This window comes from Xanthomonas hortorum (assembly GCF_011305375.1).
GTDB lineage: Bacteria > Pseudomonadota > Gammaproteobacteria > Xanthomonadales > Xanthomonadaceae > Xanthomonas > Xanthomonas hortorum_E.
Genome location: NZ_VCME01000011.1, coordinates 88,354 through 112,703, shown reverse-complemented (window position 1 = coordinate 112,703; position 24,350 = coordinate 88,354). Strand labels below are relative to the sequence as shown.

Below are 24,350 nucleotides of genomic sequence, written 5' to 3'. Positions count from 1 at the left end.
TCAGCCTTTTTGCGTGGCGATCCAGCGCTGGATCTTGTCCTGCAGGATCTCCAGCGGCACCGAGCCATCCTTGAGCACTTCGGTGTGGAAGGCGCGCACGTCGAAGCGTGGCCCAAGTTCGCGTTGCGCCTGTTCGCGCAGCTGCGCGATCTTCATCTCGCCGACCTTGTAGGCCAGCGCCTGGCCGGGGATGGCCATGTAGCGGTCCACCTCGGCTTCGGCATCGGTGCGGCTCATGCCCGAGTTGTCCAGCATGTAGTCGATCGCCTGGGTGCGGCTCCAGCCCTTGCTGTGCAGGCCGGTGTCAGCCACCAGGCGAATCGAGCGCCACAGCGCGTTCTGCAGATAACCGTAGGTGTTGTACGGATCCTGATACAGCCCCAGCTCGCGCCCCAGCGACTCCGCGTACAGGCCCCAGCCTTCGATATACGCCGTCTCGCCGCCCAGGCGGCGGAACTTGGGCAGATCGGTCAGCTGCTGCTGTAGCCCGAGCTGGTAGTGATGGCCGGGAATGGCCTCGTGCAGATACAGGCTCTCGGCCTCCCAGGTCTTGCGCGAGGGCAGGTCGGAGGTGTTGACGTAGAAGATGCCCGGCGTGCTGCCGTCGCCGTTGGGGCGCATGTACGAGCCACTGGCGGCCGCCTGCGCGCGCTGCGCTTCCACCACACGCACTTCCAGCGCTGGCATGCCCTGGACATTGAACAGGCGCGGCACCGCCAGCTGTACGCGGCCCTGCAGCCCACGGTAATAACCCAGCAATTCGGTGTCGCTGCGGAACGCGAAGCGCCTGTCGGTCTGCATGAACTTGTAGAACTTGGGCAGGTTGCCGCGGAACTTGACCTGCTTGGCCAGCGCGGCGATCTCGCCCTGCAGGCGCGCCACCTCATCCAGCCCGATCTGATGGATCTGGTCCGGGGTCAGCTCGGAGGTGGTGCTCTGACGCACGTCGTAGGCGTACCAGGCCGCGCCATTGGGCAGCGCCGTCAGTCCGTCGGTATCGCGGCAGGCCGGCAGGTATTCGGTGGCGATGAAGCCGCGCAGCTCCCGGTAGGCCGGCATGATGCGCACTTCGATCAAACGCTTGTATTCGGCGGTGATGCGCTGCTTGTCGGCCTCGGGCATGTCTGCCGGCAGGTTGCGCACCGGGCCCCAGAACAGGCTGTCTTCGGCATTGCGCGCGATGATCGCGTCCAGCTGCGGCAGCACTTTTTGCATCAGCACCTTCGGCTGCACCACGCCGGCCTGCATGCCGGCGCGCATATTGGTGATCGCCTGGTCGAACAGCTCGGGAATGCCGACCGCACGCCGCGACCAGTTGTCGTAGTCCTTGACCGTCTTGAACGGCTGCGCACCGGTGCCCGAGCCCAGCACCACCGCGATGCTGGCGATGTTGTAGAACTGGTTGATCGGCAGCATCCAGCTGGGGAACTGCTCGGCTGCCAGTGCGCTGCGCGCGTCGCGCACGAAGATCTGATAGCTGAGCAGGTCCTGCCCGCTCAGGCCGTCCGGGCCCAACGCCTCGGCCTTGCCCAGCCACAGCACGGTGAAGTCGTGCGACTGTTGCCGGAACGCCGGCGACAGGAAGTTGGGCAACTGGTCGTTGTAGCGGGTTTCGCCCTGGAAGGTGGCCTGCAGCGGGTTGAGCTTGAGCGAGGCATCCCAGTACTGGTCGTAAAGCAGGTTGAGCTGTTGCGCCTTGGTCAGCACCACGGGCGCGGCGACGACGCGCGGCTTGGCCCTGGCGGCTTTGCCCCCTTTGGCAGCCTTGGTGGTCCTGGCCGCCGGCTTGGCGGTCTTCTTGCCTTTGCTCGCCTTCGCGCGCGTTTGCGAGGTCTGTGCCTTGCCGGTTTTCTTCTTGGCCGCATCGGCGGGCGCTGCCAGCGACAGGCTCATGATGGCGGCCATGGCCAGGGACAGCAGGCGGGAAAAGCTGAGGGGCATTACCGGCTCCGGGAACAAGCGAGCGGGGAGCTTGCCCGATCCGCACCGTTCAAGCCACCCACCCGCGACACCTGGCCCGCCTGAAATTCATGAAGCCCGCGCTGCAGATGGGTGACGCACACGCATGTTGCAGTGCGATAGTCTTGCGCGCATGCAACAGGATGAATCGACACGCGGGACGCAGTTGCCCCTGCAAGGCGGGCAGGGGTTCTGGCGCGATGCGGCATTGCCCTTCGTCGAACTCCGTCAGGTGATCAACAGCCGCACGCTCTGTTATGCGGCGCATACGCACGAGCAATGGTCGGTGGGTGCGGTGGATCGCGGGCTTGCGCGTTACCGTAATGGACGCGTGCGGGCGCAGGTGGGCGCAGGTGGGCGCGCAGTCGCTGACCTTGATCAACCCCGGCGATGTGCATGCCTGCAATCCGGATCCGCAGCAGGACTGGTCGTTCCGCATGCTGTATCTGGACGTGGCGTGGCTGCGCGAACAACAACGCGCACTCGGCCTGGCCGCCAATACGGATGTGCATATGCTGGCAGCGCCGTTGTGCCAGACGCCGGCAGCCTACGCCGCCTTCGACCGCATGCATGCGCTGCTGATCGACGACAACGCCGATGCGCTTGCACGCGAGAGCGCGTTGATCGCGTTCGTGGCGCGCCTGCATCTGCACGTGGAGCCGATGAGCCGTGCGGTTGCGGTCGATACCGGGCCGATGCGGCAGGTGGCCGAGTATCTGCAGACCCATCACGCGCGTGCGGTGTCGCTGCGCGAACTGTGCGCGCTGGCCGGGATGCCTGCGCCGCGCCTGATTCGCGGTTTTCGTCAGGCCCATGGTCTGACCCCGCACGCGTATCTGCTGGACTGCCGGTTCCAGCGTGCGCGTGAGGCCTTGCGTCGCGGTGGCGGCATTGCCGAGGTTGCCTATGCGCACGGGTACGCCGACCAAGCGCATCTGCAGCGCAGCTTCAAACGCGCCTGGGCGGTGACACCCGGGCACTATCGCAATGCCGGACCCCATGCCCTCAGCAGAAGTTCATCAGCAGATAGACGGCGCTGAGCACCAGTAGCGCGGCCAATATCCGGTTCAACCGGCGTAGCTGTTTCGGTACCTGCACATGCCGCCGCAGCACTGCGCCGGCCAGCAACCAGCACGCCAGCGAGGGATAGCAGATCAGCGCATACACCGCCGCAAAGCCGGCCAGTTGCGTGCTGCCTGCCGTTGCATACAGGGCCACGCCGGAGGTCGCCGCCAGCCAGGCTTTGGGGTTGAGCCATTGCATCGCCGCACCGTTCCAGAACGAGGCGCTCGGGCGCGGCCTGGAAGCGTCGATGACGCCATCGTCGCGCAGCAGGCGCCACGCCATGTAGAGCAGAAACGCCACCCCGGCCAGATGCAATGCGCGTCCGAGCAGCGGCCAGCGCACCAATACCTGCTGCAGCCCCATGCCGACCAACAGCAGCAGCGCCACGAAGCCCACGGTGGCCCCGATCACATGGGGATGCCCGGCACGCGCGCCGGCGCTGGCGCCGGTGCTCAGCGCGACCAGGTTGACCGGGCCGGGCGAAATCGAGCACACCAGCGCGAAGCTCGCCATTGCCACAAGATGGTCCATTGCGCGACGTCCATAGCGGGGCGCAACAGCATGGCCAGCGAGGGCGATGACGGATTGAACAAAATTTCGACGGGCGACTTTGGTCCGCTCGGAGTGGCTGACAAAACGGAGCTGGCAGTCGTGATGTGCACGGGGGGCGTGTTCTCGGAAACACGGCGTTCGAGTGCGACACGCCACTGCGGGCGCTGCGCGTACCTGGCGGTGAGCGCGTTCGTCTTGCCGGCCACGCTCAGTCGGCAGCGGCTTCCTCACGCAACTGCTCGGCGCGCGCAGCGCCCAGATACGCGCTGATGGCGCGCCGGGCCAGATACAGCAGCGGGATCAGCGCGACCGCAAAACCCATCTTGTAGAGGTAGTTGAGCGTGCTCACCGCCAGAAACTGGTCGGTGGACCAATGCTGCGGGCCAAGCACAAAGGCGATGTAGATCACCACAAAGCTGTCCACCAACTGCGACACCGCCGTGGAGCCGGTGGCGCGCAGCCACACGTGCTTTTCGCCGGTGGCGCGGCGGATGCGGTGGAACACCGACACATCGATCAATTGGCCGAACAGAAACGCCACCAGCGACCCACCGATCGTCCATAACCCTTGCCCGAACACCGCCGCGAACGCCGCCTGATAATCGGGCACGCCCTGGCTCTGCGCCGCAGTGACCCACCAACCGGCCGGCGCCAGCGCGATCGCCGCGAACGCAAACACGAAGCCGTAGCCGATCAGCGCCACCGCCACCCACGAGATGAAACGCACCCCGCGGCTGCCGAAGAACTCGTTGATGGTGTCGGTCATGATGAACACCACCGGCCACAGCAGGGTGCCGGCGGTGAAGCTGAGCGAGCCGGTCTGGCCGAACAGATTCCAGTTCAGCGGTGCGATGCCGAGCGTGTCTTCCAGCGCGAAGATCTTGACGCCGATGAACTCGGCCAGCGCCGCGTTGACGCAGAAGAACGCCGCCAGCGCAATGAATAGGCGGACCGCACGATCGTCGAGGGTACGCACCTGTGTCATGGCGTTAGCGATCCGCAGTACGGGTGAAGGGCACCGACTCCGGCGCCACCGCGCCGCCGGAGATGATGAAGCTCATTGCCTGATCCACGGTCCAGTCGGTCGGTGTGAGCAACTCCACCGGCACGATCTCCAGATAGCCGGAGGTCGGGTTGGGTGTGGTCGGCACATACACCGCCGCCAGCTCGCGGCCGGTGCCTTGTTCCTTGATCACGCGCGTGACCAGGCCCACCGACTTCATGTCGCGATGCGGGAAGTCGATCAGCACCACGCGCTGGGTGCTGCCAGGCTGGGTCTGCAGGATGTCGAGCAGTTTGCGCGCGCTGTCGTAGACCACGCTGGCCAACGGGATGCGCCGCATGATCGCCTCGAACCAGCGCAACAGGCGCTGGCCGATCACGCGCCGGCTCAGGATGCCGACGAACAGGATCACGCCCACGGTGGCGATCAGCGCGATGGTGTTCTGCACCCACAGCGCCTTGATCCAGCCCAGATAGTCGGGGAACGAGGCGGCGATGCGTTCGGACAACGGCACCACCCACGGGCTGCTGATGCCAGAGAGCAGCGAGAACACGAACTTCACCACCACCCAGGTCAACCAGACCGGCAGCAGGGTGAGCAAACCGGTCAGAAAGACCCGTTGCAGGGAAGGGCGGGGATGCGGAGTGGGGGATTCGGACATCCGCGCATTGTAGGCACTCGGCCGGGTCCGGTGCAGACCCGAGGCAGTGCTTGTTCGCTCGGGAGACGGCAAGTGCGCATACGCGTTATGGCACGCGTGAGCCGGTGCCTGCCGCTCTAAGATGGCGCAGTTCATCCACGGAAGGTTGCAAACGCATGCTCGCCAGATTCCTCAAGTCGGCCCTGCTGGGGCTCTGCATTCTGGTTGCCCTACTGGTGGCCCTGTACGCGATCTCCGCACGCTGGCCGATTCCTGAGGCACAACGCCAGGCGTTGGCGCAACTGCGTCAACCGCCGCTGCCGCTGCGTGGGCCCAACATGTTTGTCGCGCTATGGTCGTTGCCGTACGCGGTGCCGGATGCACAGCGTGAAGCGCTGCTTGCGCAGGATGTGCAGCGGTTCGAAGGCTTGCCCGCCGGCATGCTGTTGCAAAGCGCCGCCACACGCTATCCACGCCGGCCGGATTGGCCTGCGTCGGCCCCGGAACTGTGTACGCGCTATGACGGGTGCCTGGACCGCGTGCGTCAACGGCCGCAAGCCTATGCCGACGCGCTAGCCACACAGACGCGGCAGTTGATCACGTTGCGCGATCTTGCGGGCTATGCAGATTACCGCAGCCCGTTCCCGCCCAGCGCCACCGCCCCGCTACCGACACTGCCGCGGTTCAAGCTGTCGATGACCAGCAACGCGCTGGACTTCGTCCAAGGACGCACCGAGCAGGCGCTGGCGGGCGTCTGCGCCGATGCACGGATTGCGCGGGTACTGCTGCGTAGCGGCGACAACCTCATCATGCCGATGGTTGGTGCGGCGATGCTGCGTACCAGCGCGCATCTGTTTGCTGAAATGCTGGCCGAGCTGCCTGCAAAGCATCCGTTACCCGCGCAATGCCTCACTGCATTCGCGCCGCTTGCGGTCGATGAGGTCTCGCTGTGCAATGCCTTGCACGGCGAATCGCGAATGGTGCTGTCGATGCTCGAGACAGAGGTTCGCAAGGACCCGGCAACCGATCTGTCCTGGGACGAACGGTTGTCGCTGCGTCTGCTCGACCACGAGCGTACCCGTGCGCTGATGGCGCCGACCTATACCTGGGCGTGTAGCGCGCCGGTGCGGACCTTGCTGGCGCAGGATCAAGCGGTGCCGCAGGCAATGATTCCAGTGCCGGACACGGTGTCGATGGGCTGTATTGCCAATGCGGTGGGGTGTCTGTTGGCGGGTATGGCACGCCCTGACTATGCGCAGTACCAGCACAAGCTCCAGGACACCGCGGCTGCATTGCGCGCGCTGTCGGCAGTGCTGTGGTTACGCGATCATCCCAATGATGCGCAGACACTGGAGCAGCGCCTTGCCGGCTTGCCGCCAGCGCTGCGCGGACAAGCGCGACCACTCCAGCCCGGTGCCGATGGCCGGAGCGTGCAGCTGCGTCAATACGCCAGGCCCGAGGAGAAGGTGGTGGAAGATCAGTGGCCGCTGGCCGGCAGCAAGCGGCCGCCTGAGCCGGCGGCGATATCGATCAAACGGAGTTAGTGGCGTTTAGATGCAGTCAAAAACCGAGTCGGTCGAGCGCGCGGTGCCCTCACCGCTCGCGGGACACGCCGCAAGTACGTCCATGTAGGCTCGGTGGCGGCATCCATGCCGCCACACGGTCCCGCAAGCGGCGAGGACACCGCACCAGAAAGTTTGCTGGCTGTTTTATTTAAAGCTACGCACACCGACCATCTTGACTGGTCCTTGCCCGCCCACCGTCGCGGGACCTTACGCGGCATGGATGCCGCGTAAGAGCTTACAGGGACGTACTTGCAGCGTGTCCCGCGATGGTGGGCGGGCAAGGGCCCTGCAGCAAACCCGCAGATCAGCCGCTATAAAAACCGACACATTCATCGCGTCCGATTGCAGGGCGCAGATCAGTGCAGAACAGCGATCGGGACCGTACTGCTTACTCAGAACCGGAAGTTCAACCACCCCATCACGAAGGTCGAATCGCCGTAACCGGCCTTGGTCAGCGCGGGGCCGGCGATCAGGTGTTCGGCGCGGAAGGTCACCGACCAGTTCGGGTCGATATTCCAGGTCGCGTTGATGCGCGGCATGGTGCCGATGCGGCGCTCGCCGGTGCTCTGCGTGCGTGCATAGGCGCGCGCCTGGTTGTTGTAGATCGCATCACTGGTGGTCTGGCGCCACAAGGTTTCCCATTCCAGGTTCACGGTGAGCTTGGGCGTGGGCGAGAAGATGAGCGTCGGTGCAGCAGTGACCAGATTGACCGGGCCGAAGAACGTCGCCCAGCTGAAGTAGATCGTGTTGCCGTAGAGAAAATTGTTATTGCGCAAGGTGCCGGTGCCGGAGGTACCGCCGCCACCGGAGGCGATTTCGCTGTGAAACCCCACACGTGGCTTCCAGCCGCTGTCGCTCAACGTCCAGGCATTGGAGGTGCTGGCCATGTAGGCACGCAGATCGCGTCCGCCAAAACTGCCGCGCTGCACGGTCACGAACGAATCGGTGCGCAGCTTGCCCACATTGCCCCACAGGCGCAGGCCGTAGTAATTGCGGTTTTCTTCGGCGGTCTGCCGGCCCCACAACTGATTGTCGTTGCGGAACTGATAGAAGAACGGCTCCAGATACATCGGCTTGGCGGTCGGCAGGCGATACCCGCCAACCACGCCGCGGAAATGCCGCGAGCGGTCGATGCGATCGTCGCCCAACCCTTCGGTGCCATCCAGATTGAAGTTGAAATCGAACACGTCCACACGGGTCTTTTCGCCGATCGCCCAGGCGCGCACACCGTTGAAGGTCACGAAGATATCGGTGTTGTCGCGCAGCGCCATCAATGTGGTCGGGCCGTCGACGAACACCTGACGGCCCACACGCAGACCGGTGTCGGCGCCGCCGATGTTGCCCTTCACGTCGAAGAACACCTGCTGCAGGATCGCGTTGTTTTCCTGCGTGCCGGTCTTGGCGCCTTCGTTGCGCCCATCCAGGCTGCCATGCGCCAGCTCGGTATACAGACGGAAATGCTCGCCGACATGGAAGTCGGCGCCGAAGAATGCACGGAACAGATACTGCTGCTGCGAATGGCTGCCCGGAATCAGCCCGGGATTAGTGATGGTGTTGCTGCGTACGCGCAGCTCGTTGCTGAGCGACACGTAGACATCGCCGGATTCGCTGAGCGGGATGTACTTGAGCGGATCGAACGGGCTCTTGCGCTTGGACGGATCTTTCAGATACGACCAGTCTTCAACCCAGCGCACCTGCCACATGTTGCCGCCCTGTTTGGCACCCCAACCCTGCGCTTCGAGCGGGTAACCCTTGGATGCAGCGGGCGCAGCAGGGACAGCAGGTGCTGCAGCAGGCGCTTGCGATTTGCGGGTGTCCGGCTGAGTCTGCTCGGCATTGACCGGCGCTGTCTGCGCCTGTGCAACGCTCACGCCAGGCAGCGACAACCCGATCGCAAGGCAGAGGCGCCGGGTGGTACCAAAGGAAGTGTCAGCCATGGCCGGTCGTGCCAAACGCGCAAGTCGCATCGTGTCGCCCTATCTAAAAGTGAGTCGCCTGAGCACGGTGTATCGGCTCAGTGCCCAAGGACTGTAGTGGAGCCATGCCGTAAAGGCAGTAACCCAATGGTTCTAAGTACATGAGCCGGAATTTGTCATTGGGGATTGGGGATTCGCAACAGCAGGCGTGTCGATTGCTGTGCCAATTCTTCTTCAGTTCGCTTGAGTCGATGCACGGAAATTCTCGGCCTGCATGCCTTTGCGAAGCCGGAATCCCGAATCCCGACTGACATAACCCGCCTCCATGACTAACAGCACATCCGCTATACCTAACTTCTCACTAGTATCGTCTTCGACCTAGCGGAGATGGCGATGAGCGAGCCGGATGCCTACCTACGAAAATTTCAGAAAGAACTGAGCGCCGGCACCGTGTCGCTGGCGTTGCTGGCAGTGCTGGCGCAGGCCGACGAGCCGCTGTATGGCTACCTGATCGCCAAGCGCCTGGAGCGATTGGATGGCGTGCTGAGCGGCAAGCAGAGCGCGCTGTATCCGGTGCTGCGCAATCTGGAAGCGGCAGGGCTGCTGCAGAGCCATGTCGAGCCCTCTGCGTCCGGTCCGCCGCGGCGCTACTACCGCATCACCCAAACCGGGCGTGATTGCCTGCGCGACTGGACCGCCGCCTGGCGCGCCACCCGCGATTCCGTTGATTCAGTGCTTGAGGGGACTCACCCATGACGACCATTGCGCAGACACGTCCGTTGCCGACCACCATTCCCGATTACCTGACGCAGTTGCGCCAGGCCTTAGCCGGCGCGGATCCGGCGATGATCCAGGACGCACTTTACGACGCCGAGGAATACCTGCGCGCCGAACTGGCCGAGCAGGCTGGCAAGAGCGAGGCCGAGGTGATCGCCGGCGTGGCCAGCAGCTACGGCGCGCCGGATGAAGTGGCCGAGATTTATCGCGAGACCGAAGTGACGGTGACGCGCGCACTGCGTCCGCCGCTACCGCCCAAACGCAGTTCCTGGGTGGGCAAGTTCTTCGGCGTCGCGGCCGACCCGCGCACATACGGCGCATTGTTCTACATGCTGCTGTCGCTGGTCACCGGCGTGTTCTATTTCACCTGGGTGGTGACCGGCGCGAGTCTGTCGGCGGGCCTGTTGATCCTGATCATCGGTGTGCCGCTGCTGGTGCTGTTTTTCGGGTCGGTGCGCGTGCTGTCGCTGGTGGAAGGCCGCGTGGTGGAGACGCTGCTGGGTGTGCGCATGCCGCGTCGTCCCGCCCATCCCGGGCCGCAAGGTGGCTGGCTGCAACGCATCGGTGCGATGTTCACTGATGCGCGCACCTGGAGCACGATGCTGTACTTCCTGCTGATGCTGCCGCTGGGCGTGATCTACTTCAGCGTGTTCACCACGTTGTTGTCGCTGTCGCTGGGCTTGGCCGCTTCACCGTTGGCACTGTTGTTCGATAACACGGCGGTGCTGACCTGGGATGGCGTGGATGTCACCAGCCCCTGGCTGACGCTGCCGTTGTTTGTCGTGGGCGTGCTGCTGCTGTTCGTCACGCTGCATCTGGCGCGCGCCTTCGGCAAGCTGCATGGCATGTTCGCCAAGCACTTGCTGGTCAAAAGTGGCGAAAGTTGAGTGCACTGCGCGACTGCGTGATTGCGCGTTGTGCGACACGCGGCTGCGATCGCTGCAGTACCAAGTCGGCAGCGCACGCAGTTTCAACGAAACAACCAGCAACCTTCCATGTGCGGTTAGGGCTCCGCGCGCTCGATTGACTGGCTTTTGACCTAATGACACTACGACTTGAAATTCAGGTTGTCGTGGAAGTGACTGGACAGTGCGGATAGATCAGTTGCAGAGCGGCTGATCTTCCACTTGGCTGCGGGGCCCTTGCCCGCCCACCATCGCGGGACACGCCGCAAGTACGTCCGTGTAGGCTCTTACGCGGCATCCATGCCGCGTGAGAGCCCGCGACGGTGGGTGGGCAAGGACCAGTCGAGATGGTCGGTATGCATGGTTGCAAGCAAGGCATGACATGCGCTGTCTGGATAACTGCGCGTCCGATCAGCTTCGCAACGCAACGAGATCAACAGGCAGGCTTTCAACAAAGCAACCGACTAACTTTCTGGTGCGGTGTCCTTGCCGATTGCGGGACCGTGTGGCGGCATGGATGCCGCCACCGAGCCTACATGGACGTACTTGCGGCGTGTCCCGCGGGCGGCGAGGGCACCGCGCACGCGACCGCGCGATCACGCACTATTCTGTCTTCGCTTGAACCAAGAATCTGTCCATAAAAAAAGCGCCTTGATCGAGATCGATCAAGGCGCTTTTTTTTCACCTGATCAAGCGCGTTTGCCGCGCTTGCGGATCGGGGTGACGGTGGCCGGATCGCGGCTACCGACCGGGTCTGCGTCGTAGCGGGCGATGAATTCGCGCACCTGCGGATACACCACTTCGCGCCAGCGACGGCCGCTGAAGATGCCGTAATGGCCGGCGCCTTCCACCACCAGATGACGGCGATGCGCCGCATCGATGCCGGTGCACAGATCGTGCACCGCTTCGGTCTGACCGAGGCCGGCAATATCGTCCAGTTCGCCCTCGATGCTGAGCAGCGCGGTGTTGCGGATCGCCGATGGCTTCACCAACTGACCGTCCACTTTCCACTTGCCCTGCGGCAGCAAAAAGTCCTGGAACACCACGCGAATCGTGTCCAGGTAATACTCGGCCGGCATGTCGAGCACGGCGTTGTATTCGTCGTAGAACTGCCGGTGCGCCTGCGCATCCTGCAGGTCGCCCTTGACCAGATCGGTGTAGAAATCCCAGTGCGACATCACGTGCCGGTTGGGATTCATCGACAGGAAACCGGCGTGCTGCAGGAAGCCCGGATACACCTGCCGGCCATGCCCCGGATAGGGAAACGGCACGGTGTGGATCAGGTTGTTCTGGAACCACTCGATGCCGTTCTCGGTGGCCAGGTTGTTGACCTGGGTCGGGCTGCGGCGTGCATCGATCGGCCCGCCCATCATCACCAGCGAGCGCGGCGTGGGCTCATCGTTGGTGGCCATCAGCGATACCGCCGCGAGCACCGGCACGGTGGGCTGGCACACGCTCACCACATGCAGGCGGTCGGCGCCGATGTGGCGGATGAATTCCTGGATGTAGCTGATGTAGTCCTCGAGCCGGAAAGCACCGGCTTCCAGCGGCACCATGCGCGCGTCGACCCAGTCGGTCACGTAGACCTTGTGGTTGCGCAGCAGGGTACGCACGGTGTCGCGCAGCAGGGTGGCGTGGTGGCCGGACAATGGCGCCACCACCAGCACGGCAGGCTGCTGCTTCATCGTGCCGATCAGCTCGACATGGTCGCTGAAACGCTTGAAGCGCAGCAGGCGGCAGAACGGCTTGCTCAGGACTTCGCGTTCGATGATCGGCAGCGAGTGGCCGTCGACCTCGACATCGTCGAGCGCCCAGGCGGGCTTTTCGTATTCCTTGCCGAGGCGGTGGAACAGCTCATTGCTGGCTGCCATGCGTTCGGCACCCGGGAGCGAGGCCCACAGACTGTCGGGGTCGGAGAACATCTTGGCGTTCGCCTGGGCCTGATGCACCCAGGGGGCGAGCAGATTACGGGTTAGCTCGTGCAGTTGATAAAGCATTCCACCCATCCGTGCGGCTTTGCTGCCACGCAGCATACCCGCTTTGGCGCATTTGCACCTTAATGGGGCTGCGGACGGTAGAGGTTGTCATAGGAGATATGGCAAGCGTAAGCAGCTTCATCTGCCGCCATTTGTGATCTTCCGAACGGCTTAGCGCTACGGGGAAGATCGCGTTAATAGTAGGACCATCGAAGCCCCTCTCCTGCGGGAGAGGGGTTGGGGTGAGGGTACGGGGCAAAGCCACACGCGGTAAGTCATTCAAGCAACCAACGGACGACCCTCAACCGCGCTCCAGTGCCGATGCCTCCCCACCCAACTGCGGCGACAACCAGCAATGCGACCCCAGCGCCGCAAAGCCCACGCTGGCGAAGCGGCGCCGATACCAGCGCGCCTGGCGCGGCTGAAAACCATCGTGATCGCCTTCGAAGGCATCCTCCTGCGCAAACGTCTCCAGAAACGCCACGCCTGCGCACATCTCGGCCAATCCGGGCAGACCCTGATTGAGCTCACGCGTGGGCACGTAATGCAGCACGTCCGAGCAGATCAGCAGATCCACCGGTGCGCACGGGCGCAGCCAGGCGAAGTCGCCGAAGCGGGCAGGGTGGATCTGCCGGCTGCGCCCGTAGCGCTGCACCGCATAGGCGCTGCTGTCGAAACCCAGATAACTGAGCTTTGGCCGTAGCGCCAGCAACGGTGCGCGCCACGCGGCCTCGCCACAGCCGATGTCCAGCACGCTGCGGATCGGGCGCTCCAGGTAGTACTCGGCCTGGCTCACCGCGAGTGCGACCTTGCGTCGCAGGCGCGCCGGGTCGGCTAAGCCCGCATCGCGATACCAGCGGCTGAAATAGTGGGCGTCGTACTGTTTGTCGTCGGGCTGATGCATGGACGGATGTGCTTTCGCGCGAGCGGATAGGTGAAAATGCGGGCCATCCTACGCCAGCCAGCGAAGCCAGCCCATGACCCTGTATCTGTGGATCAAGACCTTCCACCTGTTGTTCGTCATCGCCTGGATGGCCGCGGTGTTCTACCTGCCGCGCATCCTGGTCAATATCGCCGAAGCCGGCGCCGAACCCGCAGTGCGCACGCGACTGGTGCTGATGGGGCGGCGCCTCTACAAGTTCGGCCACAGCATGCTGGGTCTGGCGCTGGTGCTGGGTGCGGTGTTGTGGCAAGGCTATCGGGTGATTCCTGACTTCCCGACGATGGTGGCTGGCGGCTGGATGCACGCGAAACTCTTTGCAGTGGCGCTGATTCTGGCGCACTACATCGTGTCCGGGCGCTGGTTGAAGGGCGTGGACCAGGGGCGCGCCGTGCCCAGCGGCCGTGCACTGCGGTTGTTCAACGAAGTGCCGGTGTTCTTGTTGGTCGGCGTGATCTGGCTGGTGCTCGCCAAGCCGTTTTGAGCGCTGTTGACGAACAGACGGCGTGTGCCGAGCCGAGGCGCTGGCCGACGCAGGTTGACTGGGTCAGGTAGCAGTTACGCGTCGACGCCCAGCTCGCTCAGACCTTTGCGTGCGATGTCGATCCAGGCGCGTTGTTCGCGCTGGTAATGCTTGGGCGAGGCGGCCGCGTGGCGCAGCACCTGCTCGAAGATGGCCTTGGCCTCCTGCTGGCGCGCAGCGCGCAGCAGCAATTGCGCATAGCGCACGCGTGCTTCTTCGCCCGGATAGCCTTGCGCAAGCGTCTCGTACTCGTGCAGCGCCTCGTCGATGCTGCCGCTGTCTTCGACCGCGCGTGCATACAGCAGATGCCCGTCGTGCGAACGGTAGTTGGGATTGGCGGCGATCAATGCGTCCAGGGTCTTGCGTGTTTCCGCCGCCTGGCCCAGCCCGTACTGCGCCTTGGCCAGGCCCAGCATCAAGTCTGGATCGTCGCGGTAGATGCCACGCAGCGCGCCCTGGTAGAGCTCTGCCGCACGCGTGTAATCGCCTTGTTCCAGCAGCGTCTGCGCGAGCCGACGGCGGTTTTCCGGAGTGTCGGCCACATCCAGTTGCCGCGAGGCGTCGCGTTGTTCGCGTTGCGGATCGATGCGCTGACGCACCTTGCGCAAACCGCGGCGGGCGGTCGGGTCGTTGCGCAGATCCGGAATCACCGCCACCACGATGTAGACCAGCGTCGCCAGAAAAGGCAGTACCAGCAGGATGAAGATCCAGTACAGCGGGCGGCCGCTGCGGACCACGTGCACGCAGCAGGCGGCCTGTAACACCAGCGATAAAAGCAGCAGCGGGCTCATTGTGCGGACATCCTTTTCATGCGTGCCTGGCGGTGCGATGGCGCGTTCTGCGCCATCGTGAGTCAACCGCCGATCAATTGCCTTCGTAGGCGCCGTAGCTGCGCAGGCGCTCGTAACGCTGCTGCAGCAGGGCGTCGACCGGGATCTTTTCCAGCGCATCCAGCTCGTTGAGCAGTACCGCTTTTAGGCGCTTGCCCATCTGCTCGGGATTGCGATGCGCGCCACCGGTGGGCTCGCGGATCACCTTGTCGACCAGGCCCAGGCCTTTCAGGCGCTTGGCGGTGAGACCGAGCTGCTCGGCGGCGTCCTTGGCCTTGGCGGCGTCCTTCCACAGGATGGAGGCGCAGCCTTCCGGCGAAATTACCGAATAGGTGCCGTATTCCAGCATCAAGGTGCGGTCGCCCACACCGATCGCCAGCGCGCCGCCGGAGCCGCCTTCGCCGATCACGGTGCAGATCACCGGCACTTTCAATTCGGCCATTTCGAGCAAATTGCGCGCGATCGCTTCGGACTGCCCGCGCTCTTCGGCGCCGATGCCAGGATAGGCACCCGGGGTGTCGATGAAGGTCAGCAGCGGCAGGCGGAAGCGGTCGGCCAGCTTCATCAGGCGCAGCGCCTTGCGGTAGCCCTCGGGACGCGGCATGCCGAAGTTGCGTGCAACCTTGGTCTTGGTGTCGCGGCCTTTCTGGTGACCGATGATGACCACCGGGCGGCCATTGATGCGGCCCAGGCCACCGACGATCGCCTTGTCATCGGAATAGGCGCGGTCGCCGGCCAGTTCCTGGAATTCGTCGCAGATGGTGTTGATGTAGTCCAGCGTGTACGGGCGCTGCGGGTGGCGCGCCAGCTGCGAGACCTGCCAGGCGGAGAGGTCGCGGAAGATCTGTGCGGTGCGTATGCGCAGCTTGTCGCGCAGCGCACGCACTTCGGTGTCCACGTTGACTGCAGGGCCGGTGCTGGCCTTGCGCAGTTCCTGGATCTTGGCTTCCAGATCGGCGATGGGTTGCTCGAAGTCGAGGTAGTTAGGATTCATGCAGTGGTGTCGTCAACGTAAGGCGGGAAGTGTAGCGGAATGCGTCCGATGAACCCGTACGGTGGGGTTGGGAGAGGAATCGGGAATGGAGAATCGGGAATCAGAGCAAGGTATCCGACCGCCTCGCTCTTGCGATTCCCCACTCCCGATTCTCCATTCTCACGCCCACGGTGGGCTGTACTTGATCTTCAAGGTGCGCACTGCCGGGTCGGCGCGCAGGCTGTCCATCAAGTGCTGGTCGATGCGTACCGAGTGGCTGCCGTTGAGGTCGAGCATGCCGGCCACGCCGCCGCTTTGGGCGCGTAGCAGCAGGTCCAGGCGCAGCGGCGTCTTGCCGGGGCGGTGCTTGGCCAGCAGGGCGTCGATGCGCTTCCAGGCCTGTTTTTCGCGCAGGTCCAGGCGCAGCGACAGCCGTTGCGCGTGGTCGGCACAGATCTGCTCGTAGTCCCAGCATTGGCGGATGCGCAGGCTGTAGCCGCCGTTGAATTCGTCCTCGCGCAGGCCGCCCTTGACGATCAGGATGCGGTCGCGGGTGAGCAGATGCCCGAACTCGGCCATCGCATCGGAGAACGCGCTGCACTCGACCCGGCCACGGCCGTCTTCCAGTTGCACGAACACCTGGCTGTCGCCCTTGCGGCGCACGCCGACCACCAGGCCAGCGAGAATGGCACTGACTTCCGGGCGCCAGGCACGTTTTTCGCCATCGCCGCCGCCTCCACCGCCGCCACGTTGTTGCGAGGCGAGGATCTTTTCCAGCGCCCCCAGATCACAGCCGACCAGTTCGCGCACTTCGTCGCGGTGCGGGTCGAACGGGTGGCCGCTGAGATAAAAGCCCAGCGTTTCGCGCTCGCCGGTGAGCAGTTGGCCCAGCGGCCATTCCTTGCTTTCGGGCAGGTCCAGACGCAGTGCCGGTGCACTCGGGTCCGGCCCGCCGAACAGCGAGTTCTGCCCCGAGGCGCGCTCGCGCGCCATCTGCTCGGTGGCTTTCATCACCTCCGGCAGCTGCAGCATCAGCGAGGCGCGGTTCTTGCCCAGGCCGTCCATCGCGCCGGCATTGACCATCGCTTCCAGCGTGCGCCGGTTGAGCTTTGCGGTGCCCACACGCGTGCAGAAATCCAGCAGCGTGGTGTAAGGACCGCCGCGCTGGCGTTCTTCGATGATCGCCTCGCACGCGCCCTGGCCGACGCCCTTGATCGCGCCCAGGCCGTATTGAATCGTGTCCGGGGTGGCGGCCTCGAACATGTAGGCCGATTCGTTGACGCGCGGCGGCTTGACGGTCAAGCCGAGGTTGCGCACCTCATCGAGGAAGCCGACCACCTTGTCGGTGTTGTCCATGTCCGAAGACAGCGTGGCGGCCATGAACTCGGCCGGGTAATGCCGTTTCAGCCAGGCGGTCTGGTAACTGACCAGCGCATAGGCGGCGGCGTGCGACTTGTTGAAGCCGTAGCCGGCGAACTTCTCCATCAGGTCGAAGATTTCGTCGGCCTTGTGCGCGCTCACGCCGCCCTTGGCGGCGCCCTCGCGGAATATCTCGCGGTGCTTGGCCATTTCGGCCGGCACTTTCTTGCCCATCGCGCGGCGCAGCAGGTCGGCGCCGCCCAGCGAATAATCGCCGACGATCTGCGCCATCTGCATCACCTGCTCCTGGTACACCATGATCCCGTAGGTGTCCTTGAGAATGGCCTCGGTGCGCGGATCCGGGTAGATGATCTCCTGCTGGCCGTGCTTGCGCGCGTTGAAGTCCGGGATCAGATCCATCGGGCCGGGGCGGTACAGCGACACCAGCGCGATCAGGTCTTCGAAACGGTCCGGCCGCGCGTCCTTGAGCAGGCGGCGCATGCCCGAGGATTCGAACTGGAACACCGCGCCGGTATTGCCCGAGGCGAACACGCCCTTGTAGGTGGGCACGTCGTCGAGCGGCAGGGTGGTGATGTCGACCGGGTCGATGCCGGCGCGCGCGTGGCGCACGTTGATCGCCTTGACCGCCCAATCGATGATGGTCAGCGTGCGCAGGCCGAGGAAGTCGAACTTCACCAGGCCGACCGCTTCGACGTCGTCCTTGTCGAACTGGGTGACCTGATTCTTGCCGCGCCCGCCCTCGTCGTGTTCGGCAAACAGCGGGCAGAACTCGGAGAGCGGCTCGGGCGCGATCACCACGCCGCCGGCGTGCTTGCCGGCGTTGCGGGTGAGGTCTTCGAGCTGGCGCGCCAAGTCCATCAGGTCGCGCACGTCGTCTTCGACCTGATAGCGCTGGATCAGGTCCGGCGAGGCCATCTCCGAATCCTTGCCTTCGCCCATCGCATCCTTGAGCGTGATGCCCAGGATGTTGGGGATCAGCTTGGCCACGCTGTCGACCAGGCCATAGGTGAAGCCGAGCACGCGCCCGGCGTCGCGCACCACCGCCTTGGCCGCCATGGTGCCGTAGGTGATGATTTGGCTGACCCGCTCGCGCCCGTACTTGCGCGCCACGTAGTCGATCACCTCGTCGCGGCGATCCATGCAGAAGTCGATGTCGAAGTCGGGCATCGACACGCGTTCGGGATTGAGGAAGCGCTCGAACAGCAGGTTGTACGGCAGCGGATCCAGATCGGTGATCTGCAGCGCCCAGGCCACCAGCGAGCCGGCGCCGGAACCGCGGCCCGGGCCGATCGGAATGCCCTGGTTCTTGCCCCACTGGATGAAGTCGGCAACGATCAGGAAGTAGCCGGGGAAGCCCATCTTGATGATGGTGTCCAGCTCGAATTCGAGCCGGTCGACATAGTCCTGGCGGGTCTTGCCGGGGGCGATCGGGCTTTTTTCCAGGCGTGCGGCCAGACCGTCGCGCGCCTGGCTGCGGATCCAGCTGTCCAGCGTCTCGTCTTCCGGCACCGGATAGGCGGGCAGGAAGTAGGTCCCCAGGCGCATTTCGATATTGCAGCGTTGCGCCAGCGCGTGGGTGTTGTCGATCGCGTCGGGCACGTCGGCGAACAGCGCGGCCATCTCGTCGGCAGACTTCAGGTACTGCTGGTCGCTGTACTCGCGCGGGCGCTTGGGATCGTCGAGCACGCGGCCGGACGAAATGCACACGCGCGCTTCGTGCGCATTGAAGTCGCTGGCGTACAGAAAGCGCACATCGTTGCTGGCCACCACCGGCAGGCCGCGCACACCGGCCGCATGCAGGGCGAACTGGTTGAAGCGTTCTTCGCCCTCGCGCCCGGTGCGGGTGAGCTCCAGATGCAGGCCATCGCCGAATACGCGTTGCCAGTCGGCCAGTTGCTGCTCGGCCAGATCGGCGCGGCCTTCGCCAAACAGGCGCCCGGCCAGGCTGTCGCGGCCGGCCAGGGCGAACAGGTTGGCGTGGCCGCTCTGCAGCCATTCGGGGTGGATCGCCACGCCGCCTTCGGGGCGGTGGCCTTCCATCCAGGCACGGGTGAGTAGCCGAGACAAGCTCAGGTAGCCTTCGCGGTCGCGGCACAGCAGGGTCATGCGCCAGGGCGTCATGTCCGGTGTGGCGATCATCACGTCGGCGCCGGCGATCGGCTTGATGCCCACGCCTTCGGCGGCCTTGTAGAACTTGACCAGCGCGAACAGGTTGTTGAGGTCGGTGACCGCCAGCGCGGGCATGTCGAGTTCGACCGCGCGGCTCAGCAGGTTGGCCTGCTTGGCCTTTTTCGGGTCAGCCTGATCCGGTTTCTCGGGCACACGGATGGTGGAATCCGCCAGCGAGAACTCGGTGTGGACGTGCAGATGGACGAAGCGGGAAGTGGACATGCGAGACCGGAATAATGCGCGGTCAGGGTAGCGACCGTGGCCGGGCCGAACAAGGCTTGACAGCACCGGTACGGGGCTGCGGCCAGACGCCACGGGGGCTGGCCGGTGCAGCCGATTCAGGGTTCGGCTAGCTGCGTGGAGCGCGCTGGCGGCGATTGCGCGGATCGGGGGGCGTGCGGGGCTACGCGAGTACAACGTCCGCTGCGCGAAGCCACGGCCGAAGCGGGCCGCATGCGCGCGGATGGATGGCACCGATACCGGGCCAGGTCCCCTGGATCCCCTGGACTGCGGTCAGTCAGTCGGCCAGCAGCAGGCCATCGGCAGGGTCCACGCAGGGCACGTCCCAGTTCGACGGTGCGGCGGTCTCGATCCACAGCGCACGCCGCACCGGTGCAAAGCTGCGGCGATGCTGCGGGCACGGCCCGTGGGTCTGCAGCGCGGCCAGATGTACCGGCGTGGCGTAGCCCTTGTGCTGGTCGAAGCGGTATTCGGGATGCTGCGCGTGCAACTCATGCATCAAACGGTCGCGGGTGACCTTGGCCACGATCGAGGCGGCCATGATGGCGCGATCGAGCGCATCGCCACCGATCAAGGCCTCGGCCGGGCAGGGCAGCCCTTTGGGCACGCGGTTGCCGTCGATACGCGCGAACCCGGCCACATGCGCCACCCCTTCCACCGCGCGCCGCATGCCCAGCATGGTCGCCTGATAGATGTTGATGCGGTCGATCTCTTCGCTGTCGATCAAGACCACCGACCAGGCCAGCGCCCGCTCGACGATGCGCGCGTACAACTGCTCACGCCTCTCGGCACTCAGTTGCTTGGAATCATCCAGCCCGTTGATGCGCGGCTTGCTCGGGTCGAACACCACCGCAGCCACCGCAACCGGGCCGGCGAGCGGGCCGCGGCCGGCTTCGTCGACGCCGGCGATCAAGCGCGAATCGGGAATCGGGATTGGGGAATCGTGGAAGAGCGCGTCCTGCGCCGTCGGAACGACAATGGCACCGTGAGAGCTTGACCGCTTCATGGCCCGGCTCCTGCCGATTCCCGATTCCCGATTCTCGATTCCGGCTGCGTCAGCAGTCCGGCCACCGCATCGGCCGCGCGCGCCGATGCATCGCGGCGTAGCTCTGCGTGCAGGGCCAGATACCGCGGCTGCAGCGCGGCGACTTTCTCCGGGTGCTTGAACCAGTCCAGCAGGGCCACGCACAGGCGCTCCGGGGTGCACTCGTCCTGCATCAGCTCGGGCGCCAGGTCATCGTTGGCCAGGATGTTGGGCAGCGCATAGCGGTTGACCTTGAGCAGGCCCAGCGTCTTGACGATGCGGTAGGTGAGCGGGGCGACCTTGTAGCCGACCACCATCGGGCGCTTGACCAGCATCGCCTCCAGCGTGGCGGTGCCCGACGCAAGCAACACCACGTCGGCAGCCAGCATCGCGGTGCGCGCCTGGCCGTCAAGCAGGTGCGAGCGCAGCACCGGCAGCGACGAGTGCGACAGCTGTTCGGCCAGCAATTGCTTGCAGCCAGGGTTGGCTGCCGGTACCAGCACGTGCAGGTTGGGCAGATGTTCGGACACCAGCCAGGCGGCCTGGAAAAACGTATCGCCGAGCTTGCTGATTTCGCCATGCCGGCTACCTGGCAACACCGCCAGCACGGTGCTGGAGGCAGACAGGCCCAACTTGGCGCGCGCGGCCGCGCGATCGGCCTGGTAGGCGATATCGTCGGCCATCGGGTGGCCGACAAACCGCGCATCGATGCCGTGCCGGGCGTAGATCGGCGGCTCCATCGGAAACAGGCACAGCACCAGGTCGGCGCTGGCACCGATCTTTTCCGCACGCTTCTCGCGCCATGCCCACACCGAGGGGCTGACGTAATGCACGGTGCGCACGCCACGCTGCTTGAGCCAGCGCTCGACCGAAAGATTGAAGTCGGGCGCGTCGATACCGATGAACACATCCGGCTTCCAGGCCAGCACACGCTCACGAAACGCACGGCGCAGCTTCAGCAGCCGCGGCAGATGCTGCAGCACTTCGGTCAGGCCCATCACCGCCAGCTCGCTGGCATCGAACCAGGTCTGGCAGCCAGCGCCGCGCATCGCATCGCCACCGATGCCGACGAACTCGGCAGTCGGATAGCGGCGCCGCAACTGGTCGATCAACCCGGCACCCAGGATGTCGCCGGAGGCTTCGCCGGCGATCAGCGCGATGCGTGGAGCGCGCGCGCGCGCGCTGGGAATCGGGAGTGGGGAATGGGGAATCGGCAGTGCCGTCGGGTGGCCGACGACAGACGCGTCGTCGTGCGCGCCTGCATCGATTCCCGACTCCCGATTCCCGATTCCCGTCATCGCAACAACGGCCTTTCCGCCGCTTCGATGAACTCGAGCAGCCCGCGCACGTCCTCGCTGCTCTTGGCCTGTTCGGCCAGCTGCAGTTTGGCCTCGCTCAGCGGCAGGCCGGCGACGTACAGCGTGCGGTAGGCGCGCTTGATCGCGGTGATGCGCTCGGCATCGAAGCCGCGACGCTTGAGCCCTTCGCTATTGATGCCGCGTGGGCGGCCCAGCGATTCGCTGCCGACCATGGTGAACGGCGGCACGTCGCCGTTGGTCAGCGCGCCCATGCCCAGGAAGGCGTGCGCGCCGATCCGGCAGAACTGATGCGCGCCGGCAAAGCCGCTGATGATCACGTAGTCGCCGACGGTGACGTGGCCGGCCAGCGTGGTGTTGTTGGAAAACACGCAGTGATTGCCCACATGGCAGTCGTGCGCCACGTGCGTGTAGGCCAGCATCCAGTTGTCGTCGCCGACCACGGTGATGCCGCCACCGCCGCCGGTGCCGCGATTGATGGTGACGAATTCGCGGATCACATTGCCGTGCCCGATCACCAGTTCGGTGCGCTCGCCGGCGTATTTCTTGTCCTGCGGCTCACCGCCGATCGCCGCGTGGCCGATGAAGCGGTTATTGCGGCCGATCCGGGTCGGGCCATGGATCGAGCAATGCGGCCCGACCTCGGTGCCCGCGCCGATCTCCACATCGGCGCCGATCAGCGAAAACGCGCCGACGCGGACGTCGTCGGCCAGCGTTGCCGAGGGATCGATGACCGCCGTGGGATGAATCAAAGGTGTCGAATCACGCATCGTGTCTTACTCCGAAAGCGGGTTATTACCTGGCGCCGGCGCACATCACCTCGGCACTGGCCACCACTTCGCCATCGACCTTGGCCTCGCCGTAGAAGCATCCCACGTTACGGATCAGGCGCTTCATCTTCACCTCCATGATCAACACATCGCCTGGGATCACCTGCTTGTTGAAGCGGGCGTTGTCGACCTTGACCATGTAGAACAACTGCGACAACGCATCGCGGCCCAAACCGAGTTGGGTCATCACGCCACCGACCTGCGCCAGCGCCTCGATGATCAGCACGCCAGGCATCACCGGACGGTTCGGGAAGTGGCCCTGGAAGAACGGCTCGTTGATGGTGACGTTCTTCTGCGCCACGATCCACTTGGTTTCCAGATCGAGTTCGAGGACCCGGTCGACCAGCAGAAACGGGTAACGATGCGGGAGCAGCGTCTGGATCTGACTGACGTCGATCGGCAGCTCATACGTGGGGTAACTCATTCTTTCTCCTTGCCCACAGCCAGAATGCGCCTTGCCAGCACATCGAGTTGTTTGAAGCGCGCGGCATTCTTGCGCCACGTGCGATTGTCGGTGAGAGGGGTGCCGGACGAATACTCGCCCGGCTCATGGATGGAATTGCGCACCACCGATTTGCCGGTGATCACGACCTTGTCGCAGATCTCCAGGTGGCCGACCACGCCGACATGCCCGCCGAGCAGACAGTAACGGCCGATCTTGGCGCTGCCGGCAATGCCGGTGCAGCCGGCGATCGCGCTATGCGCACCGATATGGCAGTTGTGCGCAATCTGCACCAGGTTATCCACGCGCACGTCTTCTTCCAGCACGGTGTCTTCCAGCGCGCCGCGGTCGATGCAGGTGTTGGCGCCAATCTCGCAGTCGTCGCCGATCACCACGCCGCCCAGTTGCGGGACCTTGATCCAGTGGCCGGCATCCATCGCCAGGCCGAAGCCATCGGCGCCGATCACCGCGCCGGGGTGAATGCGCACCCGCTTGCCCAACCGCACGCGGGTCACCAGGGTGACGCGGGCGATCAGTTCGCTGCCGGCATCCACCACGCAGTCTTCGCCGATGATGCTGCCGGTGCCGATCACGCAACCATCGCCCACGCGGCTGCGCGCACCGATGCTGACGAACGGGCCGACATGCGCGCTTGGGGAGACCTGAGCGGTGGGGTCGATCACCGCCAACGGATGAATGCCCGGTTCGCGCACCGGCGCCACATCGAACAAGGCGGCGATCTTGGCGAACGCGGTATAGGGATCCTTGGCGACCAACGCGGTGCCGCGTGCGGCTTGCGCATCGTCGGCACGCAGGACAACGATGGCTGCTTGAGTGTCAGCCAGCTGCGGCCGATAGCGTGGGTTGGACAGGAAGCTCAGCTGCCCCGCGCCGGCATGCGCCAGGGTGGCGACACCGGTGACTTCGGTGGTGCCGTCGCCAACGACGGTCAACCCAAATTGTTCGGCAATCGCACTGGCGGTCAAGCGCATCAGGGTGAACCTCGCGTAAACAGTAAGTGGCTGGTTTTACGGAAAAAAAACGTTGCCAAATGTTTGCCAAACAGTCGGGCGTATCTCTGGCTGGGCCGCAACTGTGCGGCGAACCCAGGAAAAGCATATGAAAACTGTCCTCTCCATTTTCGGAAGCGTGATCCTGCTGGGCGCGGTTGCCAGTGCCTCGGCCGACGATTTCACAGAACAGCGCGCCAACGCTCAGGGCTTCTGGGACCAGCAGATCCAGTGCGTGGACTCGTCCGATTGGGGCGCCACCGCCACCTGCCTGGGCAACGTCTGGAACACCTACTTCTAAGTCCGGGTTTCAGA

21 protein-coding genes are annotated in these 24,350 nt (G+C 64.7%); 6 read left to right on the top strand and 15 right to left on the bottom strand.

Translation table 11 applies throughout. The features are described 5' to 3' along the window. A complete protein-coding gene (locus tag FFY45_RS11905) occupies positions 1-1,941 on the bottom strand; it encodes a DUF885 domain-containing protein (protein WP_176340584.1) in 1,941 nt (646 codons plus the stop codon). Positions 1,942-2,267: 326 nt separating this feature from the next. Between FFY45_RS11905 and FFY45_RS11900 the strand changes: the two genes are divergently transcribed. Further along, complete coding sequence (locus tag FFY45_RS11900; protein WP_176340583.1) at positions 2,268-2,999, top strand: AraC family transcriptional regulator; 732 nt, start codon at positions 2,268-2,270, stop codon at positions 2,997-2,999. Here the strand turns inward: FFY45_RS11900 and FFY45_RS11895 are convergent. The 3 genes from FFY45_RS11895 to FFY45_RS11885 form a co-directional block, all read right to left on the bottom strand. Then, positions 2,965-3,555, bottom strand: coding sequence for a LysE family translocator (locus FFY45_RS11895; protein ID WP_176340582.1), 591 nt, complete (start codon positions 3,553-3,555; stop codon positions 2,965-2,967). The two genes, FFY45_RS11900 and FFY45_RS11895, sit on opposite strands and share 35 nt — an antisense overlap. A 229-nt stretch (positions 3,556-3,784) precedes the next feature. After that, entirely contained in the window at positions 3,785-4,561 is a 777-nt protein-coding gene (locus FFY45_RS11890) for a queuosine precursor transporter (RefSeq protein WP_176340581.1), read from the bottom strand. Between the two features lie 4 nt (positions 4,562-4,565). After that, positions 4,566-5,240: a DUF502 domain-containing protein gene (locus FFY45_RS11885; RefSeq protein WP_023903330.1), complete on the bottom strand. Its 675-nt coding sequence runs from the start codon at positions 5,238-5,240 to the stop codon at positions 4,566-4,568. A 155-nt stretch (positions 5,241-5,395) separates the two neighbouring features. Between FFY45_RS11885 and FFY45_RS11880 the strand changes: the two genes are divergently transcribed. Further along, entirely contained in the window at positions 5,396-6,763 is a 1,368-nt protein-coding gene (locus FFY45_RS11880; protein ID WP_176340580.1) for a hypothetical protein, read from the top strand. A gap of 413 nt (positions 6,764-7,176) precedes the next feature. On the opposite strand, the gene FFY45_RS11875 is transcribed toward FFY45_RS11880, so the two are convergent. Then, complete coding sequence (locus tag FFY45_RS11875) at positions 7,177-8,751, bottom strand: alginate export family protein (RefSeq protein ID WP_176340579.1); 1,575 nt, start codon at positions 8,749-8,751, stop codon at positions 7,177-7,179. Between the two features lie 342 nt (positions 8,752-9,093). Between FFY45_RS11875 and FFY45_RS11870 the strand changes: the two genes are divergently transcribed. Then, entirely contained in the window at positions 9,094-9,456 is a 363-nt protein-coding gene (locus FFY45_RS11870; RefSeq protein ID WP_162498259.1) for a PadR family transcriptional regulator, read from the top strand. Continuing rightward, positions 9,453-10,364, top strand: a complete 912-nt coding sequence (locus FFY45_RS11865) for a sensor domain-containing protein (RefSeq protein ID WP_176340578.1) — start codon at positions 9,453-9,455, stop codon at positions 10,362-10,364. The genes FFY45_RS11870 and FFY45_RS11865 overlap by 4 nt, the downstream gene beginning before the upstream one ends. Before the next feature lie 707 nt (positions 10,365-11,071). Here FFY45_RS11865 and FFY45_RS11860 read toward each other — a convergent pair. Further along, the gene (locus tag FFY45_RS11860; RefSeq protein ID WP_176340577.1) at positions 11,072-12,415 is read right to left on the bottom strand and encodes a polyhydroxyalkanoate depolymerase; all 1,344 of its coding nucleotides are present in this window, start codon (positions 12,413-12,415) and stop codon (positions 11,072-11,074) included. Between the two features lie 244 nt (positions 12,416-12,659). Further along, positions 12,660-13,262 (bottom strand): methyltransferase, encoded by a 603-nt coding sequence (locus tag FFY45_RS11855; RefSeq protein WP_176340576.1) that lies wholly within the window; start codon positions 13,260-13,262, stop codon positions 12,660-12,662. A 73-nt stretch (positions 13,263-13,335) separates the two neighbouring features. On the opposite strand from FFY45_RS11855, the gene FFY45_RS11850 reads away from it, so the two are divergent. After that, a complete protein-coding gene (locus FFY45_RS11850) occupies positions 13,336-13,782 on the top strand; it encodes a CopD family protein (RefSeq protein WP_023903422.1) in 447 nt (148 codons plus the stop codon). Between the two features lie 74 nt (positions 13,783-13,856). On the opposite strand, the gene FFY45_RS11845 is transcribed toward FFY45_RS11850, so the two are convergent. From FFY45_RS11845 to lpxD, 8 genes are all read right to left on the bottom strand, one after another. Next, positions 13,857-14,612, bottom strand: coding sequence for a tetratricopeptide repeat protein (locus FFY45_RS11845; protein ID WP_176340575.1), 756 nt, complete (start codon positions 14,610-14,612; stop codon positions 13,857-13,859). Positions 14,613-14,685: 73 nt separating this feature from the next. Further along, positions 14,686-15,645, bottom strand: a complete 960-nt coding sequence (locus FFY45_RS11840) for an acetyl-CoA carboxylase carboxyltransferase subunit alpha (RefSeq protein WP_023903424.1) — start codon at positions 15,643-15,645, stop codon at positions 14,686-14,688. Between the two features lie 159 nt (positions 15,646-15,804). Beyond that, the gene (gene dnaE, locus FFY45_RS11835) at positions 15,805-19,395 is read right to left on the bottom strand and encodes a DNA polymerase III subunit alpha (protein ID WP_176340574.1); all 3,591 of its coding nucleotides are present in this window, start codon (positions 19,393-19,395) and stop codon (positions 15,805-15,807) included. A 295-nt stretch (positions 19,396-19,690) separates the two neighbouring features. Beyond that, positions 19,691-20,419, bottom strand: a complete 729-nt coding sequence (rnhB, locus tag FFY45_RS11830) for a ribonuclease HII (protein ID WP_176340573.1) — start codon at positions 20,417-20,419, stop codon at positions 19,691-19,693. Next, positions 20,416-21,735, bottom strand: a complete 1,320-nt coding sequence (gene lpxB, locus FFY45_RS11825) for a lipid-A-disaccharide synthase (protein WP_217902549.1) — start codon at positions 21,733-21,735, stop codon at positions 20,416-20,418. The genes rnhB and lpxB overlap by 4 nt, the downstream gene beginning before the upstream one ends. Next, complete coding sequence (lpxA, locus tag FFY45_RS11820) at positions 21,732-22,523, bottom strand: acyl-ACP--UDP-N-acetylglucosamine O-acyltransferase (protein ID WP_074057046.1); 792 nt, start codon at positions 22,521-22,523, stop codon at positions 21,732-21,734. Before lpxA ends, lpxB begins: the two co-directional genes overlap by 4 nt. Before the next feature lie 25 nt (positions 22,524-22,548). Continuing rightward, positions 22,549-23,007: a 3-hydroxyacyl-ACP dehydratase FabZ gene (gene fabZ, locus FFY45_RS11815; protein ID WP_006452824.1), complete on the bottom strand. Its 459-nt coding sequence runs from the start codon at positions 23,005-23,007 to the stop codon at positions 22,549-22,551. Continuing rightward, on the bottom strand, positions 23,004-24,017 hold the full coding sequence (gene lpxD, locus FFY45_RS11810) for a UDP-3-O-(3-hydroxymyristoyl)glucosamine N-acyltransferase (protein ID WP_176340572.1): 1,014 nt from the start codon (positions 24,015-24,017) through the stop codon (positions 23,004-23,006). The genes fabZ and lpxD overlap by 4 nt, the downstream gene beginning before the upstream one ends. 127 nt (positions 24,018-24,144) lie before the next feature. Between lpxD and FFY45_RS11805 the strand changes: the two genes are divergently transcribed. Then, complete coding sequence (locus tag FFY45_RS11805) at positions 24,145-24,336, top strand: hypothetical protein (protein ID WP_074057049.1); 192 nt, start codon at positions 24,145-24,147, stop codon at positions 24,334-24,336. The last annotated feature ends 14 nt before the right edge of the window (positions 24,337-24,350 follow it).

What these genes read in the sequence shown, in the direction of transcription:
- FFY45_RS11805 (WP_074057049.1), top strand. Translation starts at nt 24,145, where the DNA reads ATGAAAACTGTCCTCTCCATTTTCGGAAGCGTGATCCTGCTGGGCGCG.
- FFY45_RS11840 (WP_023903424.1), bottom strand. Translation starts at nt 15,645, where the DNA reads ATGAATCCTAACTACCTCGACTTCGAGCAACCCATCGCCGATCTGGAA.
- FFY45_RS11880 (WP_176340580.1), top strand. Translation starts at nt 5,396, where the DNA reads ATGCTCGCCAGATTCCTCAAGTCGGCCCTGCTGGGGCTCTGCATTCTG.
- FFY45_RS11890 (WP_176340581.1), bottom strand. Translation starts at nt 4,561, where the DNA reads ATGACACAGGTGCGTACCCTCGACGATCGTGCGGTCCGCCTATTCATT.
- FFY45_RS11895 (WP_176340582.1), bottom strand. Translation starts at nt 3,555, where the DNA reads ATGGACCATCTTGTGGCAATGGCGAGCTTCGCGCTGGTGTGCTCGATT.
- FFY45_RS11855 (WP_176340576.1), bottom strand. Translation starts at nt 13,262, where the DNA reads ATGCATCAGCCCGACGACAAACAGTACGACGCCCACTATTTCAGCCGC.
- lpxB (WP_217902549.1), bottom strand. Translation starts at nt 21,735, where the DNA reads ATGACGGGAATCGGGAATCGGGAGTCGGGAATCGATGCAGGCGCGCAC.
- FFY45_RS11850 (WP_023903422.1), top strand. Translation starts at nt 13,336, where the DNA reads ATGACCCTGTATCTGTGGATCAAGACCTTCCACCTGTTGTTCGTCATC.
- lpxD (WP_176340572.1), bottom strand. Translation starts at nt 24,017, where the DNA reads ATGCGCTTGACCGCCAGTGCGATTGCCGAACAATTTGGGTTGACCGTC.
- FFY45_RS11870 (WP_162498259.1), top strand. Translation starts at nt 9,094, where the DNA reads ATGAGCGAGCCGGATGCCTACCTACGAAAATTTCAGAAAGAACTGAGC.
- fabZ (WP_006452824.1), bottom strand. Translation starts at nt 23,007, where the DNA reads ATGAGTTACCCCACGTATGAGCTGCCGATCGACGTCAGTCAGATCCAG.
- FFY45_RS11885 (WP_023903330.1), bottom strand. Translation starts at nt 5,240, where the DNA reads ATGTCCGAATCCCCCACTCCGCATCCCCGCCCTTCCCTGCAACGGGTC.
- dnaE (WP_176340574.1), bottom strand. Translation starts at nt 19,395, where the DNA reads ATGTCCACTTCCCGCTTCGTCCATCTGCACGTCCACACCGAGTTCTCG.
- lpxA (WP_074057046.1), bottom strand. Translation starts at nt 22,523, where the DNA reads ATGCGTGATTCGACACCTTTGATTCATCCCACGGCGGTCATCGATCCC.
- FFY45_RS11860 (WP_176340577.1), bottom strand. Translation starts at nt 12,415, where the DNA reads ATGCTGCGTGGCAGCAAAGCCGCACGGATGGGTGGAATGCTTTATCAA.
- FFY45_RS11865 (WP_176340578.1), top strand. Translation starts at nt 9,453, where the DNA reads ATGACGACCATTGCGCAGACACGTCCGTTGCCGACCACCATTCCCGAT.
- FFY45_RS11845 (WP_176340575.1), bottom strand. Translation starts at nt 14,612, where the DNA reads ATGAGCCCGCTGCTGCTTTTATCGCTGGTGTTACAGGCCGCCTGCTGC.
- FFY45_RS11875 (WP_176340579.1), bottom strand. Translation starts at nt 8,751, where the DNA reads ATGCGACTTGCGCGTTTGGCACGACCGGCCATGGCTGACACTTCCTTT.
- rnhB (WP_176340573.1), bottom strand. Translation starts at nt 20,419, where the DNA reads ATGAAGCGGTCAAGCTCTCACGGTGCCATTGTCGTTCCGACGGCGCAG.
- FFY45_RS11905 (WP_176340584.1), bottom strand. Translation starts at nt 1,941, where the DNA reads ATGCCCCTCAGCTTTTCCCGCCTGCTGTCCCTGGCCATGGCCGCCATC.